This is a genomic window from Ruoffia sp. FAM 20857 (assembly GCF_045528645.1).
GTDB lineage: Bacteria > Bacillota > Bacilli > Lactobacillales > Aerococcaceae > Ruoffia > Ruoffia halotolerans.
The window spans coordinates 1-21,788 of record NZ_JBGQRB010000010.1 but is presented as its reverse complement, the minus strand read 5'-3'; the positions used below and the strand labels follow the sequence as shown (position 1 = coordinate 21,788).

At 34.0% G+C, this 21,788-nt stretch carries 20 protein-coding genes; 16 read left to right on the top strand and 4 right to left on the bottom strand.

The genetic code is table 11. The features are described from left to right. Positions 1–48: 48 nt before the first annotated feature. The 4 genes from ACEN4N_RS03660 to nth all read left to right on the top strand — a co-directional run bounded on the left by ACEN4N_RS03660 (position 49) and on the right by nth (position 3,283). A complete protein-coding gene (locus tag ACEN4N_RS03660) occupies positions 49–525 on the top strand; it encodes a PepSY domain-containing protein (protein WP_407093721.1) in 477 nt (158 codons plus the stop codon). A 33-nt stretch (positions 526–558) separates the two neighbouring features. Continuing rightward, positions 559–1,842, top strand: a complete 1,284-nt coding sequence (gene asnS, locus ACEN4N_RS03655; protein WP_407090147.1) for an asparagine--tRNA ligase — start codon at positions 559–561, stop codon at positions 1,840–1,842. Positions 1,843–1,930: 88 nt separating this feature from the next. After that, positions 1,931–2,656 (top strand): DnaD domain-containing protein, encoded by a 726-nt coding sequence (locus ACEN4N_RS03650; protein WP_407090137.1) that lies wholly within the window; start codon positions 1,931–1,933, stop codon positions 2,654–2,656. 12 nt (positions 2,657–2,668) lie between these two features. Then, positions 2,669–3,283 carry an endonuclease III gene (nth, locus tag ACEN4N_RS03645; protein ID WP_407093720.1) on the top strand — a complete coding sequence of 205 codons (615 nt, stop codon included), beginning with the start codon at positions 2,669–2,671 and terminating at the stop codon, positions 3,281–3,283. 39 nt (positions 3,284–3,322) lie between these two features. Here nth and ACEN4N_RS03640 read toward each other — a convergent pair whose 3' ends face one another. After that, positions 3,323–3,913, bottom strand: coding sequence for an ECF transporter S component (locus tag ACEN4N_RS03640; protein WP_407090141.1), 591 nt, complete (start codon positions 3,911–3,913; stop codon positions 3,323–3,325). Positions 3,914–4,009: 96 nt separating this feature from the next. On the opposite strand from ACEN4N_RS03640, the gene ACEN4N_RS03635 reads away from it, so the two are divergent. Then, the gene (locus tag ACEN4N_RS03635; protein ID WP_407090630.1) at positions 4,010–4,684 is read left to right on the top strand and encodes a hypothetical protein; all 675 of its coding nucleotides are present in this window, start codon (positions 4,010–4,012) and stop codon (positions 4,682–4,684) included. 48 nt (positions 4,685–4,732) lie between these two features. Here ACEN4N_RS03635 and ACEN4N_RS03630 read toward each other — a convergent pair whose 3' ends face one another. Both ACEN4N_RS03630 and recU read right to left on the bottom strand, forming a co-directional pair. Then, positions 4,733–7,279 (bottom strand): PBP1A family penicillin-binding protein, encoded by a 2,547-nt coding sequence (locus ACEN4N_RS03630; RefSeq protein WP_407090631.1) that lies wholly within the window; start codon positions 7,277–7,279, stop codon positions 4,733–4,735. A 27-nt stretch (positions 7,280–7,306) separates the two neighbouring features. Beyond that, entirely contained in the window at positions 7,307–7,900 is a 594-nt protein-coding gene (gene recU, locus ACEN4N_RS03625; protein WP_407090643.1) for a Holliday junction resolvase RecU, read from the bottom strand. A gap of 296 nt (positions 7,901–8,196) precedes the next feature. Between recU and tig the strand changes: the two genes are divergently transcribed. From tig to rpoD, 6 genes are all read left to right on the top strand, one after another. Next, positions 8,197–9,480 carry a trigger factor gene (tig, locus tag ACEN4N_RS03620; RefSeq protein WP_407090632.1) on the top strand — a complete coding sequence of 428 codons (1,284 nt, stop codon included), beginning with the start codon at positions 8,197–8,199 and terminating at the stop codon, positions 9,478–9,480. Positions 9,481–9,609: 129 nt separating this feature from the next. Then, a complete protein-coding gene (gene clpX / locus ACEN4N_RS03615; RefSeq protein ID WP_407090633.1) occupies positions 9,610–10,854 on the top strand; it encodes an ATP-dependent Clp protease ATP-binding subunit ClpX in 1,245 nt (414 codons plus the stop codon). Between the two features lie 17 nt (positions 10,855–10,871). Further along, a complete protein-coding gene (gene yihA, locus ACEN4N_RS03610; protein WP_407090634.1) occupies positions 10,872–11,456 on the top strand; it encodes a ribosome biogenesis GTP-binding protein YihA/YsxC in 585 nt (194 codons plus the stop codon). 20 nt (positions 11,457–11,476) lie between these two features. After that, positions 11,477–12,733, top strand: a complete 1,257-nt coding sequence (locus ACEN4N_RS03605; RefSeq protein ID WP_407093719.1) for an MFS transporter — start codon at positions 11,477–11,479, stop codon at positions 12,731–12,733. Positions 12,734–12,758: 25 nt separating this feature from the next. Beyond that, positions 12,759–14,609: a DNA primase gene (dnaG, locus tag ACEN4N_RS03600; RefSeq protein ID WP_407090636.1), complete on the top strand. Its 1,851-nt coding sequence runs from the start codon at positions 12,759–12,761 to the stop codon at positions 14,607–14,609. A gap of 13 nt (positions 14,610–14,622) precedes the next feature. Further along, the gene (gene rpoD / locus ACEN4N_RS03595) at positions 14,623–15,825 is read left to right on the top strand and encodes an RNA polymerase sigma factor RpoD (protein ID WP_407090637.1); all 1,203 of its coding nucleotides are present in this window, start codon (positions 14,623–14,625) and stop codon (positions 15,823–15,825) included. Positions 15,826–15,893: 68 nt separating this feature from the next. On the opposite strand, the gene ACEN4N_RS03590 is transcribed toward rpoD, so the two are convergent. Further along, positions 15,894–16,922, bottom strand: coding sequence for a lipoate--protein ligase (locus tag ACEN4N_RS03590; protein WP_407090638.1), 1,029 nt, complete (start codon positions 16,920–16,922; stop codon positions 15,894–15,896). Between the two features lie 173 nt (positions 16,923–17,095). Between ACEN4N_RS03590 and ACEN4N_RS03585 the strand changes: the two genes are divergently transcribed. The 5 genes from ACEN4N_RS03585 to ACEN4N_RS03565 all read left to right on the top strand — a co-directional run bounded on the left by ACEN4N_RS03585 (position 17,096) and on the right by ACEN4N_RS03565 (position 21,578). Continuing rightward, complete coding sequence (locus ACEN4N_RS03585) at positions 17,096–18,109, top strand: LLM class flavin-dependent oxidoreductase (protein WP_407090639.1); 1,014 nt, start codon at positions 17,096–17,098, stop codon at positions 18,107–18,109. A 421-nt stretch (positions 18,110–18,530) separates the two neighbouring features. Then, the gene (locus ACEN4N_RS03580; RefSeq protein ID WP_407090640.1) at positions 18,531–19,262 is read left to right on the top strand and encodes an amino acid ABC transporter ATP-binding protein; all 732 of its coding nucleotides are present in this window, start codon (positions 18,531–18,533) and stop codon (positions 19,260–19,262) included. A 19-nt stretch (positions 19,263–19,281) separates the two neighbouring features. Beyond that, positions 19,282–20,109 carry a transporter substrate-binding domain-containing protein gene (locus ACEN4N_RS03575; protein ID WP_407090641.1) on the top strand — a complete coding sequence of 276 codons (828 nt, stop codon included), beginning with the start codon at positions 19,282–19,284 and terminating at the stop codon, positions 20,107–20,109. 86 nt (positions 20,110–20,195) lie between these two features. Further along, the gene (locus tag ACEN4N_RS03570) at positions 20,196–20,903 is read left to right on the top strand and encodes an amino acid ABC transporter permease (protein WP_407090642.1); all 708 of its coding nucleotides are present in this window, start codon (positions 20,196–20,198) and stop codon (positions 20,901–20,903) included. Positions 20,904–20,933: 30 nt separating this feature from the next. After that, on the top strand, positions 20,934–21,578 hold the full coding sequence (locus tag ACEN4N_RS03565; protein ID WP_407090644.1) for an amino acid ABC transporter permease: 645 nt from the start codon (positions 20,934–20,936) through the stop codon (positions 21,576–21,578). Positions 21,579–21,788 lie beyond the last annotated feature (210 nt).

The following is a 21,788-nucleotide window of genomic DNA, read 5'->3' as shown; positions in this document are numbered from 1 at the left end:
ATATAACGGTCATGAAATTAGAAAGTAATCTTGAAAGGAGGCCAAACGTTGAACCGTAAAGTAGTATCAGGATTAACAATTATATTGTTAATTGTACTTATTGCATTATTATTTATCTATTCCCAAAGTATGGGTTCGATGGTGCAAGCTCAAGAGGAAACTGTTGATTTAGTTTCTTTAGATCATACTGTCGAAGAAGTTAACGATTTCTATTGGGTAACTATTGATGAATCTTACTTCACACTAGATTTTACAGATGAAAATGGAAATCAAATATATGCAATTATTACGCAAGACGGAGGAGATATTCAGTATTATACTTCTCAAGATATCATATCTCATCAAGATGCCTTATCAATTACACTCAGTGAAAATGAACCAACGAAACTATTACGACCACGTCTTGGGATGATGGGCAAGCAACCCGTTTGGGAGATTTCATTTAAAGCTGATAATAATACACTATCGTATTATTATATTAATGCGTCAAATGGCGAATGGATTCAAACTATCGCTAATATTTAAGATTATAGGGGGAATATTGTGGATACAATTACAATGCGCCAAGCAGGCGACTATATAGATAAACAAGTAAAAATTCATGCGTGGGTTACAAACAAAAGAAGTAGTGGGAAAATTGCATTCCTACAATTACGCGATGGACACGAGTACTTCCAAGGTGTCGTGTTAAAAAACCAAGTAGGCGAAGAGACTTTTGAGTTAGTTAAACACTTAGGACAAGAAACTAGTGTCGAATTAACAGGTGTTATCCAAACAGATGACCGTTCAAGTTTAGGTTATGAACTGTTAGTTGAATCGATTAAAGTGATTGGTGAAAGTCATGAATACCCAATTACACCTAAAGATCATGGAACAGACTTCTTAATGGATCACCGTCATTTATGGTTACGTTCATCAAAACAACATGCTATAATGCAAATTCGTAATGAAATTATTCGAGCAACTTATGAATTCTATAATGATCGTGGTTTTATTAAAGTGGATCCTCCTATCTTAACAGGAAGCTCTCCTGAAGGTACAACTGAGTTATTCCATACTAAATACTTTGATGAAGATGCATTCTTATCACAGAGTGGTCAATTATACTTAGAAGCTGCAGCAATGGCTTTTGGTAAAGTATTCTCATTTGGACCAACGTTTAGAGCAGAAAAATCAAAAACACGTCGTCATTTAATTGAATTTTGGATGATGGAAGCTGAAATGGCAAACTACAATCATGAGGAAAGCTTAAAAGTACAAGAAGAGTATGTTGCTTTTATTGTACGTAATGTGATTGATCATTGTGGTTCAGCTTTATCTACTTTAGAACGTGATGTTGCTACGTTAGAAAAATATACGAAATTACCTTACCCACGTGTATCTTATACTGATGCCATTGCATTATTAACGGAGAATGGCTTCGATGATATTGAATGGGGAGACGACTTTGGTTCACCTCATGAAACATTTATCGCTAGTAAATACGATCGTCCAATCTTTATTGTTAATTATCCAAAAGCAATTAAACCATTCTACATGAAGATTAATCCAGAAGATCCTCGTACAGTCTTATGTGCCGACATGATTGCTCCAGAAGGATATGGTGAAATCATTGGTGGTTCAGAACGTGAGAATGATTACGAAATCATGAAAGAAAACATTACTAAATTTGGTTTAGATTTAGATGCTTACCAATGGTACCTAGATATATCACGTTATGGTAGCGTACCACATAGTGGGTTTGGAATGGGTCTTGAACGTGTAGTGGCTTGGTTATCTGGAATTGAGCATATAAGAGAAACAGCCCCATTCCCAAGATTATTAAACCGTTTATATCCATAAGACAAATTATTTATTGTGTAAAAGCCATTTTCAGATGGCTTTTATGCGTTTATAGGGAAAATTTTAATAGAAGGGAGTTAAAGATGATATGAGAAGCACGGCTTATGATTGGATTAAAGACGGTTTTACGTCGGTACCTAATATTCTTTTTGATCAATACCATCAGCTTGAATTAACCGGGGATCAAATGGTTTTATTATTATATATTTTTTCTCAAATCAATCGAGGAAGATTATCTGAAGATATGAACCGTATATCCATTAATCTTGGTTGGAGTAGTCATAAAGTGAGCGATACATTAAGTCAACTTATGAATAAAGATTTCCTAGAAATCGAATTGGTGCCGAATAATGAAGGCAAACAAACTGATCATTATACTTTGAGACCATTATTCGACAAGTTAGATGAGATAAACTTCCAACAAAGTGCTCAGAGCGCACAATATACGAAAAAGAACCATTCTACTCCCAAAAATGAAGGATTAAATATTGTAACATCATTTGAACAAGAATTTGGAAGACAGTTGACACAGATTGAGTTAGAAACCTTAAATGACTGGGTAAATATATCTAAATACGATGAAAAATTAGTTCAATTAGCTTTAAAACAAGCAGTTTTAAACCAAGCATTGAGTTTAAAATACATTGATCGTATTTTACTCAATTGGGAAAAGAAAAATATTCGAACGGCAGAAGAAGCTCAAAGGGACATTGAGCGATTTGAGAAGCGAAATAATCAGAATAATTCACAAATGGTGGATGATTCACAATATGAGCATATCGAAATACCACTTAATTACTGGGACAACAATTAATAGGAGAGACATATGACATTAAATTCAGAAGAAGTACTTGATATTATCCACCGTATGGATCGATTAATTCCAGATGCAAAATCTGAATTAGATTATGATGATCCCTTCCACATGCTAGTTGCTGTAATGTTAAGTGCACAATCAACAGATAAACAAGTGAATAAGATAGCACCTGCCTTATTTGAAGCTTTTCCAAATCCAGAATCAATGAGTCAAGTCACAGCTCAGGAAGTTGAACCCTACATTAAAACACTTGGACTTTACCGTAATAAAGCGAAGTATTTAGTAAGTGCTGCTAAAGATATTGTTGATAAATTTGATGGGAAGATCCCTGATAACCGTAAAGATTTGATGTCACTTTCTGGAGTAGGACGAAAAACTGCAAATGTTGTACTTTCAGTTGTTTTTGATACACCAGCGATTGCAGTAGATACTCATGTTGAAAGAGTATGCAAGAGATTAAACATCGTTCCTGAAGATGCTACACCCGTACAAGTAGAGAAGATATTAATGGAAAAATTACCTGAAAAATATTGGAGCCATGCACATCAGTTGTTAGTTCTATTCGGAAGATATTACTGTACTGCTAGAAGTAAGAAATGCTATGAATATTTAGAAGACGTATAAAAAAACAGCTTCGAAGTGAAATCACTTTGAAGCTGTTTTTTAACGTCTTGAGCGATTAACCCCTATGAAGATAATGGGTGTAATAATTGTTGCTAAAATCGCTTCTGGAATACCATTGGCCGTAACAATTCCCCATAAAATCGGCCATAATTGACTGACATTTGCGCCATCTATGGCGCCAATATATTCTGTAGGTTTGAAGATTCCAATAGCGCCAAGAACTAGAATCGTATTTAAGATGCTACCAATGAAGCCTGCAACAGCACCTTTAGTAGAATCAGAAAAACGATCAAGAATATATTTAATACATAAACCTAAAAGAAGTGGCATAAGAATTCGTGGTAAAACACTAACTAAAGGCGACGTGAAGATCATTCTTTCTACCGGATTACCAATAAGCCATGCACGAACAAGTGAGTTTAAACCAAAAACTAGGCCTAGAATCATACCATCTCTAGTACTGAGCCACAATGTACTTAATATTACCGTAATGGGAATAATAGTCATTGCAATTGGCCCAATGGTAATAAAGCCAAGGAAGGGTACCCAACTTTGAATGATGATTAATGCAATAAATAGACCTAGAATAACTAGTCTTCTTGCGTTATTATTAGTATAACTACTTTTCATTATTTAACTCCTTATAACTATTATGTGAATTATTATATCATATAGTTATAAAATTATACTAGATAAATTAAATGACTTTAGAATGGGGACGTCAAAATGTTTGAACAATGGCTTGCAATGGAACAGTTTTATTTTAATGATATGTGGATTTTTGTCACAATCAGTTGCGTATTAGGTATAATATTTTTTGCTTCAATTGCTTATATTAAAAAAAGAATCGTACAAGTTATCGCTTTAGTAACGATTATTTTCTGGTTTATAACAGGTGTGTTTGTCTACCGAGGGTACGAAGAACATCATGTAATGATTTCTTTGAATAGTTATATTAATGCTGCTAATCGCAAATATGAGAAGAAAATATTTTTTGACTTTCCTTATTCCTATTCGGAACTGTCACTTTATAAGCAAGGATATATGAAGAAATATTTTGAGGCACTCCCATTTTACGATGCAGAACAATTAACTGAAGAGGTTGAATACAAGGGGAGTGATGGTACATATTATTATATAGAAGCTAAAGGAAATATATACTATACTTCTCAACGTCTATTAAGTTTCTCTGATCAAGTCAATGAACCACATAGAGTAGGAGTTCAATATCATTTAAATGATCAACAGTTTGAAACTATTGGATTTATTAATCCATCCTCAATATTTTTAGAATCATATTTGGTTCCGGAAAGTTTAAGTGACCTTGAAGTAAGTGAAGAAGATAAAGATAAGGCTGTTTATCATTCCGACCAACAAATTGGTCGATGGTTGTCACCATAAACGCAAAAAAAGAGTGAATGAGATTTTTATTCTCATTCACTCTTTTTGTTACAATGGATTATTTTCTGATTCAGATTCTGTACTGAAAACACTTGAATTTTCTTCAGGTAATTCATTCCCATTTGGTCCAGATTCAGTCTCTGTTCCTTCTGGTGTAGATTCTTCTGATTCATCGTCGGAAGAAGTTGTCTCATCTTCACTTTCAGATTCATCCCCGGAAGAATCTTCCTGAGTTGTTAGCGTTAGTGTAATAACCATCACGTCAGAACTACTATTACCATCAACGATTCGTAATCTTAAGACATATTCTCCATCACTTTCTGCAGGAATTTGGAATGCAGTATTCGTTCCGGTGTAAACAACTTGTCCGTTTACAGATAATTCGAACTGTCCAGATTCAGTCAATGGCCCCCATTGAGCATTAATTACTTTATTCTCTTGATCATATTCTGCGTAAAATCCAGTTGGTGGATTAATATAACGACCATAAGCGAGTGATTGTTCTGTAGGTTCCTGACCTCTAATAAATAATTCGTTCGATTTAGCTTCTGCAGGAGTATATGGTCCCGGTAATAAAATTGGATCAGTATATTTTTCAATTTCTACTTCAACTATACTTTCTGGTTTCTCCCAATCTGTTACTGGTACATCAGTCATTAGATAAGTCATCATTTCACGATAGATATGCTGAGGAATGGCAGTTTCTTCAAGCGTTAAGTAATTACCAGGTTCATTTGGATTATCATAACCTACCCAAGAACTAATTGAATACTGAGGACTCATTCCGACATACCAACCATCAGGAGCAGCATATGTTCCTTGGTCTAAACCAAGAGCTGCTAACTGATCTTCTGTATAATTCGTTGTTCCAGTTTTACCAGCATGGTAAATACCTTCAATATCAGAACTACTAGCAAATACACCAGGCACACCTTTGAGAATGTCTGTTAGCATATAAGCAGTAGTATCTTTCATTGCTTGACGCGTTTCAGTTTCGAATATTTCTTCAGTACCAGCAGAAGTAATAACACGATTCACCGTATATGGCTTATTGTATTCACCATAATTTGCGATGGCAGCATAGGCTGCTGATAATTGAATAGGTGTAATACCTCCACCTAGGGCATTCGCTTCGACTAATTCACGTTTGTTGTCATTGAGGATATTGATATCCATCTTTTGTAAAAAGGCATAGGCATTATCTAATCCAACAGCTTGAAGTACTTTTAAAGCTGGAATGTTACGTGAGCCGGCTAAAGCTTCACGAAGTGTCATATTACCTTCATATTCAAAGTCATAGTTATAAAATTCTTGACCGCTTGAATAGGTATACGGCTCATCAACAACCAATGTACCTGTAGAGAAGTTTAAGTATTCTAGGGCTGGTCCATAGGCTGATAAAGGTTTCATAGTTGAACCAATTGAGCGATTCAATGTATTTGCACGGTTTAAGCCCATCGCAACTTCTTGTTTACGACCACCGATCAGGGCCACTAATTGACCATTATCCACATCTACAATAGAAGCAGCCGTTTGCATTTGATCATCAGGGAAGACAACCGCTTCATTATTATTCACTGTATCGTAAAGTTTTTCTTGAGCTTGATAGTCCATATTCGTATAGACTTCAACGCCATCAGTATAGATATTGATGTTCATCTTATCTTGCACTTCTTGTGCGACAACATCTAAGTAAGCATCAATGACTAAATCAACTTTATTTGTTGAGCTGTTAGATAAGGGAACTAACATTGATTCAATCGCCGTATTAACAGCTTCATCATATTGTTGTTGGGAAATCATTTCTCGATCTAACATAACTGCTAATACTAAATCTCGACGTTCTTTAGCTTCAGCAGGATTTGTATAAGGATCATAATTAGAAGGTGCTTGAGGAAGACCAGCCAAAAGGGCAGCTTCAGCTAAATTAATTTCTTGAATATCTTTTCCGAAGAATTCTTTAGCAGCTGTTTTGGCACCATAGACATTATTTGAATAGAATAGTTTATTTAAATATAAAGTTAATATCTCCTCTTTATTATATTCTTGTTCAATCTGCATTGCGAGCCAAGCTTCTTGAGATTTACGTTCTAATGTTTGGTCTTGGAAATCAGTTGAGAATACAGATAGTTTTACTAATTGTTGAGTAATAGTACTACCACCTTGAACAATTCCTCCAGCTCGAAGGTTTGCAATTAGTGAACCAACAATTCTTATCGGGTCAACGCCATTATGATTATAAAAACGAGTATCTTCAATAGCGATAACCGCATCTTCTAATACTTGTGGGATTTCCGATGCTTCCATGACATCTTTATTTAGACCTCCAAGTTCTTTAACTAAGTCACCAGACTTATCATAAATCTTACTCGAAACTTGACCTTGCAAATCACTGAAGCTAATTTCAGGAGAATTCATTGCGTAATAGCCGAAAACCCCCGCTCCTCCAATGACAGCAATGAAAAATAGCATAATGAGTAAAATGAAAATTCGTTTGACGATTTTTTTCGGTTTTCGATTGCGTTTATTTTTGTTTCCTTTATTATTTTTTTTATTTCTATATTTTTTGCGTTCTACACGACTTCCAGTTGCCATTTACGACATCCTTTCTACAAAGTAACTTTAATTATTTTCTAACAAGTATTCATCAAGAGCCTTTAAGTAATCAATCATCGGAAAAATACCAGTAGGGCATTCATACCCATTCTCCTTGATAAAATCATAAGTTAGACTTTGTTTGTCATTATTATTTATATATTGATGTATGTATTGATAAGGTAGTAAATAAATTTCATCTAATTCACTAAAAGATACAATTAAAAAGGCGATACCGCCTTGATCTAAACAAGAAAGCATGTGTTCTCGTTGATGTTCTGGTAAATTAGATAAAGGAAAGCTTGTTTTGTTTTTAGTTTCCTTCGCTTCAAAATCAATGTACTTGCCTTGATATACGCCATTATAATCCGTCGTTGAAGCATGACGGTAATATGCTTCTGTGATCCGAGCAGCACTTCGTCTTGGATAATCCACTCGAACAACTTGAATCGGAGTGGGTTTTTTATGAATGACTGCTAAGTTATGAGTCAGGTAATACTCATTACTTTTATTCAAGCGTTCTTCTAGAGACATACCTCGACTTCCATAGTTTATTCTCTTGTTTCGTTTTAATTTGATTTGTTTTTTAGGACCATGTCCCATTGGATATTTCACCATGATGTCACTCCTTATCACTATTTTTCATTATAACTAATAATTAAACTGTTAGATAGGTAAAATAGAGATAAAACATAAAATTAATCCAATTGACAAAAATAATAAACAATTATTCAAACATAGATAGTATATTATCATAAGTTACATGTTGAAACATGAATAATATGTGATATTATATGGAAAAAAGATTTGCATAGGCTATATCTGTACGAATTATTGAGTAAAACAGTTTACAAAAGGGCAATTTTCGGTTAGAATACAAAGGTATGTAAAACAAGAAGTGTTGGAGGGTTAACTTAATGACTACAAATTTTGAAAAAACAACAGGCAATGAAGGTACATTAACTTTTGAAATTCCTCAAGAGGAAGTAAAAAAAGGATTAGACCAAGCCTTTAAAAAAGTACAAAAAACTGTATCAGTTCCAGGTTTCCGTAAAGGGAAAGTTCCACGTCAGATTTTTAAAAACGTATATGGTGAAGAAGCATTATATGATGAAGCTTTAAACGCTGTATTACCAGATGCATATGAAGCTGCAGTTAAAGAAGCAGGTTTAGATGTGGTTGGACAACCAAAACTTGATATCGAAACAATCGGTAAAAAAGAACCTTGGGTAATGAAAGCAGAGGTTACATTAAAACCAGATGTTCAACTTGGTGAATATAAAGGATTATCAGTAGAAAAACAAGATACTGAAGTAACTGATGAAGATGTTCAAAACGCAATCAAATCTCGCCAAGAGAAATTAGCTGAATTAGTTGTTAAAGATTCAGAAGCGGTTGAAGGAGATACTGTAGTTATCGATTACGAAGGTTTCGTAGATACTGAAGCATTCGATGGTGGTAAAGCAGAAAATCATTCATTAGAATTAGGATCAAATTCATTTATTCCTGGTTTCGAAGAGCAATTAGTTGGAACTAAAGCTGGCGATAACTTAGATGTTAATGTTACTTTCCCAGAAGAATACCAAGCTGAAGAATTAGCTGGTAAAGAAGCTGTGTTCAAAGTAACAGTACACGAAGTTAAAGCTACTGAATTACCTGAATTAGATGATGAATTCGCTAAAGACGTTGATGACGAAGTTGAAACTTTAGCAGAATTAGAGAACAAAATTCGTGTTCAATTAGAAGAAGAAAAACAACAAGCAGCTAAAGACATCTTTGAAGACTTAGCTTTACGCCAAGCTGTTGACAATGCAGAAGTTGAAGGTGGCGTTCCATGGGCAATGGTTCATGAAGAAATTCACCGTCAAATGGATTACTTCTTAAATAACTTAAGCCGTCAAGGTATTCAACCTGAAATGTACTACCAAATTACTGGTACAACATCTCAAGACTTACATGATCAATTCGAAGAAGAAGCTGAATTACGTACTAAGACAAACTTAGTATTAGAAGCTATCGTTAAAGCTGAAAACCTTGAAGTAAGCGACGAAGAAAAAGAAGGAGAAGTAGAATCTCTTGCTGAACAATATGGTATGGAAGTTGACCAAGTTCGTGGATTTGTATCTGACGACATGTTAGATTCAGATATCAAGATGAAAAAAGCAATGAGCATCATTGTTGACTCTGCAGAAGAAAAGTAAGATAATAAGGATTAAAGATTAATATTATAGAGGGATTGCAAGAGTCACTAGTGTTTAATTTGGGGCTTCTTTGCATCCCTCTCTTTTGATGTTATTTATATTTTTAAAGAAAATTAAGGAGGATAATAAATGGCAAAAAAAACATCGGATATGACTAATTTCTATTGTTCATTTTGTGGAAAATCACAAGATGAGGTTAATAAAATTGTTGCAGGACCAGATGTATATATTTGTGATGAGTGTGTCGAATTATGTAAAAACATTATCGATGAAGAACTGAAAAGTGAAAGAACTCATGAACCTGTAAAAATGCTAATTCCTAGCGAAATTAAAGACGTTTTAGATGATTATGTTATCGGACAAGATGCAGCTAAAAAATCACTTTCTGTTGCTGTTTATAATCATTATAAAAGAGTGAACCAGAATATGATGGTTGATGATGAAGTGGAGTTACAAAAAAGTAACATCGCTTTAATTGGGCCGACAGGATCAGGTAAGACTTTCTTAGCACAAACAATGGCAAAAACATTAAATGTTCCATTTGCGATTGCTGATGCAACCACACTAACTGAAGCAGGTTATGTAGGGGAAGATGTTGAGAACGTTCTATTAAAATTAGTTCAAGCCGCAGATTATGATATTGAACGTGCAGAAAAAGGTATTATCTACATTGATGAAATTGATAAAATATCTAGAAAAAGTGAAAATGTTTCAATTACACGGGATGTCAGTGGTGAAGGTGTCCAACAAGCCTTATTAAAAATATTAGAAGGTACAGAAGCAAATATACCTCCTAAAGGTGGACGCAAACATCCAAATCAAGAATTCTTAAAATTAGATACTAAGAACATCTTATTCATCGTTGGGGGTGCCTTTGATGGGATCGAAACGATTGTAAAAGAAAGATTAGGCAGTAAAGTCATTGGTTTTGGTAAAACAACTGGAAAAATTGATGAAACGAAAAGTTTAATGCAACAAGTAACTTCTGAAGATTTACTTAAGTTCGGATTAATCCCAGAATTCATTGGACGTATCCCTATCACAGCAGCTTTAGAGAAGTTAACAGAAGAAGATTTAATTTCAATTCTAACAAAACCAAAAAATGCACTTGTTAAACAATATAAAAAACAATTATCAATGGATAATGTAGTACTTGAATTTGAAGAAGAGGCATTAAAAGCAATTGCTCAACAAGCGCTTGAACGCGGAACTGGTGCACGTGGTTTAAGATCAATCATCGAGAATGTGATGTTAGAAATTATGTACGAAGTGCCGAGTCGTGAAGATATCGCTAAGATAATTATTACGAAGGAAAATGTCGAAGGTGCGCATAAACCTGAATATTATAGTAATGACAATCGAAAAATTTCATAAAAGCGAGGCAGCATAATATGAAAGTACAAAATCCAAAACTCGAAATAACTGCAGTAAAGCTTGAACAGTATCCATCTATGGATAAACCAGAAATCGCTTTAGCAGGAAGATCCAATGTAGGTAAATCTTCATTTATTAATACATTAATTGAGAGAAAAGGCTTAGCTAGAACATCTGGGCAACCAGGGAAAACTCAAACGTTAAATTTCTATAATATGGATGATAAGTTCAGATTTGTAGATGTTCCTGGTTACGGGTATGCGAAAGTATCCAAAACTGATCGTGCTAGTTGGGCTAAAATGATAACTGAATACTTAACAAACCGAGACAACTTAGTAACTCTCTTGTTATTAATGGACTTTCGTCATGAACCGACAGAATTAGACATTCAAATGAAAGAATTTGCTGATGAATTAGACATTCCATATGCGATTGTTTTAACAAAAGTTGATAAAATTAAAAGAAGCCAACGAAATAAACATATTTCGATGTACACTAAAAAGTTAGAATTACCAACGAGTGATGCATTGTTTTTATTCTCTTCTGAAACAGCCGAAGGGAAAGAAGATATTTGGGAAGTAATTGAAAGTCAAATCAACTAACAAGAGAACAGGAGAATACAATGTTTAAACAACTTAAAGGTCAGTTTAATAAAGCAGAGTGGAGTTGGATGTTTCAAGATTGGGCAAACTCAGCCTATTCCTTAATGATAACAACAGCTATATTCCCAATTTTTTATAAGTCTGTTGCGGATGCAGGAGGTATAAGTGGGGCAGACTCAACAGCTTACCTTGGATATACCAATGCGATTGCAACAGTTCTAACAGCTGTTTTAGCCCCTTTTCTTGGGACGAGTGCTGATTATAAAGGGTATCGAAAACCTTTATTCACTATTTCAACACTCTTAGGTATAATTGCTGTATTTTCAATGATGTTTATTGGAAATGGTAACTGGTTTTTATTATTAGTTGTTTATACGATTTCTTCAATTGGTTTTCACGTAGCTAATATATTCTATGATAGTTCGATTATGGATGTAACAACACCGGAACGACTAGATCAAGTCAGTTCAACTGGCTTTGGTTTAGGTTATATCGGTAGCGTATTTCCCTTTTTAATATTTATGGTGTTCCAATTAACAGGGATATTTCCTGCGAATGTCACTGTTAATATTGGATTCTTCCTTACAGCTGCATGGTGGTTTATCTTTACAATTCCATATTGGAAGAATGTAAATCAAGTGAATTACTTAGAAAAAACTGAAGGTATTATTCAAACGACGGTGAAATCATTAACTGCTACTGTAAAAGAATTAAAGAAATATCCACATATCTATTTGTTTTTACTTGGTTATTTCTTTTATATAGATGGTGTCGGAACAATCATTGCGATGGCCACTTCAGTAGGTACAGATTTAGGCTTATCAGCAAATGAACTTATCATCATGTTGCTAGTCGTTCAAATCGTAGCATTCCCATGTTCTATTATGTACGGGTATTTAGCTAGACGTTTTGGCACTAGAACAATGTTATTTGTTGGTATTGCTACTTATATAGTTATTTGTATTTTCGGATTAAGTTTAGATTCATTTACCGATTTTATGATTTTAGCTGTGCTAGTCGGAACGGCTCAAGGTGGAATTCAAGGTTTGAGTCGCTCTTACTTTGGTCAGATTATTCCTAGAGAGAAAAGTAATCAGTTTTATGGTTTCTATAATATTTTCGGGAAGTTCTCTTCCGTATTAGGAACGACTATTTTAGGAGTTGTAGCGCAGATAACAGGCGATTCTTTAAAAGGATTGTTTGCTCTAATTGTGCAATTTATTATCGGTGCGATTCTGTTATACATGGCAAAACCAAGCAAAAGTTACACTAATTAACTCGAAATAATAGAGGTGATTTCAATTGAGTTATATTCCAGAGGAAGTTATCAACGAGGTTAAAAGTAATGTTGATATCGTCGAACTTATTGGACAATATGTTCAATTGAATAAGCGTGGGACAAACTACATGGCCTCATGTCCTTTTCATGAGGATAACAATCCTTCTTTTTCAGTTTCACAGCCGAAGCAAATTTATAAGTGTTTTAGTTGTGGGAGAGGGGGGAATATCTTTGGTTTTCTACAAGAAATTGAAGGTATTTCTTTTACTGAATCTGTAGCAAAAGCAGCTGAGTTTGCGAATATTACGGTTGATGAAAAATATATTCAAGCTCAACCTTCAAAGCAGCAAGAATTTAGTTATTTATATGATATACACGAAAAAGCAAATGATTTTTACCACTACTACTTAATGAGCACAAATAATGGTGCAGAAGCTTTTGATTATTTAATTCAAAGACAGCTAACAAAAGAAGTGTTAGAAGTGTTTCAATTTGGCTTAGCGCCAAATAACTCACAATTATTAGTCCAATATTTACAAAAGGCAGGTTTTACATCCGAACAGCTAGTAGATTCAGGTATTTTTTATATGGCTGACTCTGGTGAATTAATTGATCGTTTTCGTAATCGAATTATGATTCCTCTTCGTAATAGTAGAGGAGATGTTGTAGCGTTTTCTGGACGTGTGTTTCAAGAGAATAGTGAAAAGTCGGCCAAGTATTTAAACTCACCTGAGACAAATATCTTTAAAAAAGGTAAGTTAATTTATAATTTAGACAACGCTAGATTACCCATTCGCAATCAGAATAAAGTGTTAATTGCAGAAGGTTACATGGACGTCATTAGTTTATATCAAGCAGGATATGAGAATGTGGTTGCTTCGATGGGGACAAGTTTGTCGGAGGATCACTTAAAACAATTAAGTAAAATGACGAACACTTTAATTTTTGCCTTTGATGGCGATGATGCTGGACAAAAAGCAACGAGTCGAGCTTTTCAGACAGCTCAAGGTATAACGAATGCAGAAATCAAAGCAATTCAGATACCTAATAAACTTGATCCTGATGAATGGATTAAGGAACACGGGAAAGATAGTTTCCAACAATTAATTAATCAAAGCATTTCACAATTTGAGTTTAATCGAGATTTTTTTAAGAAAGATTACAATTTAAACGATGAATATGAACTTGCACAATATATTGAAAAAGTTATCGAATTAATTAGCCAAATCAAATCACCTATTGAACAACAATTAAGAATTAATGATTTAGTGAATGAGTATCATCTTTCGGAGGCAATCATTACCGAACAGGTCAATCGTGCTCGTGATATTCGACCGAATAATTACAAGCAACCCACTGAGCAATATAATAGTGTGGAACCACCTCAAGCTAGTTTTTCAAATGAACAATTTATAACACAAGAATCTGCTTTGCAAATTAAATCAAAACGAGCATTTAATAGTGAAAAGCAAATTATATTCTATTTGATTTATTTCGAAGAGGCATGGGATTATATGGAAGAATTAAGTAATCCTCCAGTATTTTTTCATGATTTTACAAGTAAAGCATTTTTTGAGCTAGATCGATATTATTACGAAGGAAATCATTTGCCACTCACTGGTATCATTGATAGAATAAACGATACCCAAGTAAGTCATTTTTTAACTTCGTTAATGTGGGAACAAGAATTATTCGATTTTACTCGACAACTGTTAGATGATTGCTTCAAAGTTTTACAGCAAGAATTTATTCAACAAGAGATCAATGAATTAAGAAAGAAAGTTGTTCAATATCAAAAACAACAAGATTATTCAGAAATGAATCATACTTTAACAAGAATCATGAATTTAACGCGTCAGATTAAAGAAATTTAGGGGGCTTACTTATATGACTGAAAAAGATCAAGTTCAAGAAGAACAGCAACAACAGCAAGATGGAAAAACAATCGAGCAAAAAGATCCTCAACAAGAGCATGTAAAAGAAGAAAGAAGTAACGAGTTATCACTTACGTTAGAACAAGCAACGAAACAATTAATTGCTGAAAAGAGAACGTTAGGTCAAATTCATTATGATGAATTAACAAAATCAATTGCTAGTCCATACGAATTGGATGCAAATGCTATTGATAAATTAATTCAACAAGTTGAAGATAGTGGTATTGCGGTCGTTGGTGACGATGGTGGACCAACTAAACAACAAATGGTACGAGCAGAAGAAGGGGACAAGTCAACAACAGCGTCTTCAGCAGCTGTATCTAAAATCAAAGTAAGCGATCCAGTTCGTATGTACTTAAAAGAAATTGGACGCGTTGATTTACTTACAGCAGATGAAGAAGTTTCCATTGCAAAACGAATTGAAGATGGCGATGACTTAGCTAAACAAGAATTAGCAGAAGCAAACTTACGTTTAGTTGTATCGATTGCAAAGCGTTATGTTGGGCGTGGTATGTCTTTCTTAGATTTAATTCAAGAAGGTAATATGGGATTAATGAAAGCTGTTGATAAATTTGACTACCATAAAGGATTTAAATTCTCTACCTATGCTACGTGGTGGATTCGTCAAGCAATCACAAGAGCGATTGCTGACCAAGCAAGAACAATTCGTATTCCTGTACATATGGTAGAAACTATTAATAAATTAGTACGTGTACAAAGAACATTATTACAAGATTTAGGTAGAGAACCGACTCCAGAAGAAATTGGTGCCGAAATGGATTTACCGACTGAAAAAGTCCGTGAAATTCTCAAGATTGCTCAAGAACCTGTTTCCCTTGAGACACCGATTGGTGAAGAAGATGACTCTCATTTAGGTGATTTCATTGAAGATGAAGGGGCTATGAGTCCAGAAGCATTTACTTCAAGTTCTTTATTAAGAGAACAATTGGAAGATGTCCTAGATACATTAACCGATCGTGAAGAGAATGTATTACGTCTTCGTTTTGGTTTAGATGACGGGAATATTCGCACTTTAGAACAAGTAGGTAAAGTTTTTGGCGTGACACGTGAACGTATTCGGCAAATTGAAGCAAAAGCATTGCGTAAATTACGCCACCCAAGCCGTTCTAAGCAATTAAAAGATTTCTTAGAGTAGAATACATAATTTAAGATAAAGAGGCTGTATCGTTGGATATAGCCTCTTTTTACTATGTTTTATACTGTTTATTGTTCTAAAATCAAATCAATGATATTTTCGGCTGTAATCTTACCAAAATACTCATTAAGTTCAATTGGTGTAAGAGCTTCTAATAATTCTTTACGTTCAACACGTGTTCCGATTAAAGTATTTTCGATATCTTTTATATCAGCTTTTCCAAAAAAGTCCCCATAAATACGGATTTTTTGAATTCTCCCTTTATCTACACTAAGCGTTAATGATACCGTTCCGCCTTCAAATCGGCCATCAGCATTATAATCGTAACGGGGCGATTTACCATAATTCCAATCCCAATTAGCGAATTTTTCTTCAGCAATCTTATCAATGGCAGCCCATTCTTCCTCAGATAGTCGGTAATACTTAATGTCGTCGGGATGATTAACACCACACAAATGCATTAACATAGTTTTTTCGAAATCTTCCACTGTGATATCTTGATATTCCTTGGCTAGATGTGAACGAATTGGTGTAACACGACGTCGCACTGACTTAATCCCTTTAGATTCTATTTTTTTGCGATTTGGCCGCAATGCATTTTCAACAGCATCAAAATCTATATCTAGTAGAAGAGAGTAGCCCGCATATAATCGACCTTTTTGAATAGTGACAGCTGCACCGGAAACCTTTTGACCATCAATTTCAAGGTCATTTCGACCTTTACGGCCGACATTTTTAGCGCCTAACTGTTTTAATCCATCTATTGTTGGTTGATAAATACGATCGAAATTTTCATCAAAATTTGTAGAAGGATCGTCTATTATAAAAACAAAATTCGCATGGTTTCTATCCATATAGATGGCACCACCACCTGTTTCTCGTCTAACAATATCAATATTGTTTCTTGATATATATTCTTGGTTTACTTCTTCAACGGTATTTTGGTACTTTCCAATTTGGACGGAAGCACTTGGTCGGTATGGGAAAACTAAGGATTCATCCAACTTAATGTTTTCTAAAGCATAAATATGCATAGCTAATTGAGTAGCATGATCTAACACCTCAACACCGTTTCGAATATGTTCAATTACGTACATGATACGACCCCTTCATAAGTTTAATAAGGTCATTATATCATAGTGCATATTATATGCTATAACAGACAAAATCATGATGTAGACTACTTTAAAGGTAATCACTATTAGAAAGATAATAATTATGATACCGTAATAATAATAAATTATAACAGTTATTTGAGAGGAGAAAATCATTGGTTAAATTAAGTGTATTAGATTATGCTCAAATTGATGAACTAAAAGATGCACAAACTGCGGTAAAAGAATCCACTGACTTAGCGAAAGTTGCAGAAAAATTAGGTTTTCATCGTTATTGGGTGGCTGAACATCATAATGTTCCAGCTTTTGCAAGTAGTTCCCCTGAAATGTTAATGATGCATATTGCTGATTCGACAAAGAGAATCCGAATTGGATCAGGAGGCGTGATGATACCTCATTACAGCCCATATAAAGTGGCGGAAAACTTTAGAATGTTAGAAGCATTTCATCCAAACCGTATTGATTTAGGTATCGGTAATTCTTTAGGAACTAATTTAGTTAACAAAGCATTAAATGAAACGAAAGAGCGAAAATTACCTTATAATCAAAGTATTCAAGATTTATATAAATACGTGACAGATACAAATGACATTGATCATCGTTTAAATGATATTACGGCCAATCCTAAAGTCGATACAGTGCCCCAGATGTTCCAGTTAACAACTAGTACTAGAGGTGCAAAAAACGCTGCTAAAAATGGACTTGGATTGACTTTTGGTTTATTTCCAAATGCAAGCAGTGATAAATTGAATGTTGGGAAAGAAGCGGCTGAAATATATAGAAGTGAATTTAAAGCATCAAAAGCAGTAGAGCAACCAATCGTCATGTTCTCGCCATTTGTCGTTGTAGCTGATACAGATGCAGAAGCAAAAGAACTTCAAAAAGCGTTAGATGTTTGGTTACTAGGTAAAAACCACTTTGATGAATTTAAGCAATTTCCATCAGTTGAAACGGCAAAGAATTATCAATTTACTCAAGAGGATTTAAAGAATGTACAAGCTAATCGTACAAGAATGGTTGTCGGAGATATTGATTCAGTTAAGGAACAATTGGATCATTTAGTAAATCAATTTCAAGCGGATGAAGTATTAATCATTCCATTATTGCCAAAAATCGAAAATCGAATCAAAGCTTTAGAGTTATTAGCAGATCGTTTTTCAATAAAATAAAATTAAAAATAAATAAGTAATTAAAAATTTCCATATTAAATATATGGAAATTTTTTTATTTTTTTTTAAAAAAAGAAGCTTACATATTATTGTAATAAATCATAAAATTATTAGGAAATATAACAATTCAGAAAAATAAGAGCAAGTATAAATTTTTTACTATGATTTAAATAAAGAATGAAATAGCTTTCGAATCAGTATTTAACGCAATTAAATAAAGAATTTTGAAACTTTTTATTATTGCAAGCCATGTTACATAATATGACATGACACGTATATTAAAACAGAAGAAAAACAGTTGAAAACTTGTGATAAATTAAAAATAACATTAAATAAAAGTAAAAATAATACTAGTTTTAATAAATCTTTTATGATAATCTTCTAATTAAGCTTTAATAGCTTTGAGAAAGGATGTGAAAAAATGATACATATGAAAGACGTCAATAAGTATTTCGGAGATAATCACGTACTAAAAAATATCAATCTGGATATTGAAGAGGGTGAGAAAGTAGTAATTATTGGGCCTTCTGGATCTGGAAAGAGTACATTAATACGTTGTATGAATCGTTTAGAAGAGGTCACTGATGGCGTCGCTGAAGTTTACAATGTTAATTTAACAAAGAAAAACGCACCGATTCAGAAAGTGCGACAAAAAGTTGCGATGGTGTTCCAAAACTTTAATTTATATTCTCATAAAACAATATTAGAGAATATAACTTTAGCACCCATCAAAGTTCAAAAGGTGGATAAAAAGCAGGCGGAAGAATCCGGAATGAAGTATTTAAGACGGGTTGGCCTAGAAGATAAAGCCCATGCTTATCCTGCTCAACTTTCTGGAGGTCAACAACAACGTGTCGCGATAGCGAGAGCATTAAATATGCATCCAGAGGTTATCTTATTTGACGAACCAACTTCAGCATTAGACCCAGAAATGATTCAAGAAGTGTTAGACGTAATGATCGATTTGTCACATTTAAATATTACTATGGTGGTTGTGACACATGAGATGGGCTTTGCCAGATCAGTTGCTGATCGTATTATTTTTATGGATAAAGGTTCAATAGTTGAAACGGGTACACCCGATGAATTCTTTTCTCAAACACAAAATCACCGTGCAAAAGAATTTTTAAGTAAAATTATTAAACATGCTTAATCAAAAAGGAGAATAAACAATGAAAAACTGGAAAAATAAATTAGTTGCATTATCACTTTTAGGAACAACCTTACTTGGAGGATTCGCTCCTAATACAGCTTTTGCTCAAGAAGAACTGCCAGCTCAAGTTCAAGCAATTAAAGATGCCGGTGTGTTTAGAGTAGGAATTAAAGAAGATGTACCTCATTTCGGCTTCTTAAACCCTGATACTACAGAACATGAAGGATTTGAAATTGATTTAGCAAAACTTATCGCAGAAGAGATTACAGGCAGTGCAGATAATATTGAATTTACTGGTGTAACACCTAAAACACGTGGACCTTTATTAGATAACGGTGAAGTAGACGCAGTGATTGCGACATTTACAATTACACCGGAACGTAAGGAAACTTATAACTTCACTGAACCATATTTTGTTGATGAAGTTGGCTTTTTAGTTCGTACTGAGGATGGCATTACTGATTTTGCTGGTTTAGAAGGAAAAACAATTGGTGTTCCTCAAAGTGCAACAACGAAAGATTTAGTTCAAGCGGAAGCTGATGCTCAAGGTGTCACAGTTAAATTTAGTGAATTAGCTACTTATCCAGAATTAAAAACAGCCCTAACTTCTAAACGGATTGACGCTATGTCCGTTGATAAATCAATTTTAGCTGGATATGTTGATGATAATAACCAAATTTTAGATATTGGTTTTTCTCCACAAGAATATGGAATCGCAACGAAATTAAGTAATGATGAATTACACAATTATTTAAATGATTTACTTAACGGTTGGTTAGAAGACGGTACGTTAGCTGAATTACTTGAAACGAATGGCGTTGAAGCAACTAGTTCTGAAAGCGAATAATATATTTTAAAATCATAACCTAAAGTGTGTGACGTATTTTAATGCATATGTCACACATCTTTACGGTTAATAAGAGGAGGGAAAGCATGTCAGTGTTATCAGGTATCTCGTGGTTACAAGAAGGACCCTTTGCGTTGTATCGTTGGGGTGATCTATTTGAAGACATTCCCCTTTTCATGGAAGCCTTTATTTATACTATTGGGATTTCGATTTGTGCTTTAATATTCGCATTTCTATTAGGAACGATTTTAGGAATTAGTTCTTCATCAAGAAGTAAAGTACTTTCAATATTCACACGTATTTATGTAGAATTATTTCAAAATACACCTTTATTAATTCAAATATTCTTTGTTTATTATGGCTTGCCAATGGTAGGGATTGTTTTAGACACGTATATTATTGGTATTATTTGTGTAGGTCTTTATCATGCAGCATATATTGCGGAAGTTATAAGATCAGGTATTGGTTCGGTGGCAAAAGGACAAATGGAAGCAGCACTATCCCAAGGTTTTTCTTTTTGGGAAAGTATGTGGTTAATAGTTTTACCACAGGCTTTCAGGATTATGTTACCAGCGCTAACAAATCAAGTTGTAAACTTAATCAAAAACACTTCTGCTATTGCCATTATTTCTGGAGCAGATATTATGTTTACTGCCAATAGTTGGTCGTCGATGAATTTACATTACGTACCAGCCTTTGCATTTGCTGCCTTTTTATACTTCCTACTATGTTTCCCACTTACGCAATTATCTATTCGTTTAGAAGAGAAGAATAAGAAAGCTTACACTAGGTAGAGGAGGATCAGAATGAGTTTCATGGAACAAATGCAAGAATTATTTACAGTGAACAATATGGTTTTCCTTTTGGAGGGTTTATATCTTACGCTTTATATTTCTGTTATCGCTATATTTTTAAGTTCAATATTTGGAACGATACTCGCCATAATGCGTAATCAGGAAAGAGGATTATTAAAATGGATCGCAACGATCTATATTGAAATTGTTCGTAATGTACCGAATATCTTATGGATATTTGTAATATTTTTAATTTTCCGATTAAAATCTGTAGATGCAGGTATTGCAAGTTTTACTATCTTTACGACAGCTGCCTTAGCTGAGATTATTCGAGGTGGATTAAATAGTGTCGCTAAAGGTGAGATTGAAGCAGCTGAATCACAAGGATTAGCAAGTTCGCAAATCATGTGGCATATTATACTTCCACAAGCGATTAGAAATATGTTACCCGCGATTATGTCACAATTCGTAACAGTGATAAAAGATACGAGTTTCCTATGGTCCGTACTCGCCTTACAAGAAATATTAGGTAAAGCGAATATACTGATGGGAAGATATACCGCAACTTCGCAAGTGTTTGTATTATATGGGTTGTTAGCTTTAATTTACTTTGTAGTAAATTTCACGATTTCACAAATTGCACAAAAAATAGCAAAGAATACTAGTAACAGATAAAACTAAGAGAATTACATATAATCAGAAGCGATTAGTCTCAGATACTAATCGCTTTTTTGATCTAAAAATTTTATGAATAAATAGGTTCTTGAATTTTTGGTGTTGGTGAGAGAAATCTCACTGACACCTTTTTTTGTATGTACACAAAAGCCAGTGAATTCCTATATAATAAAGTTACCATACATTACTAAAAGGAGAATTCACTTGGCT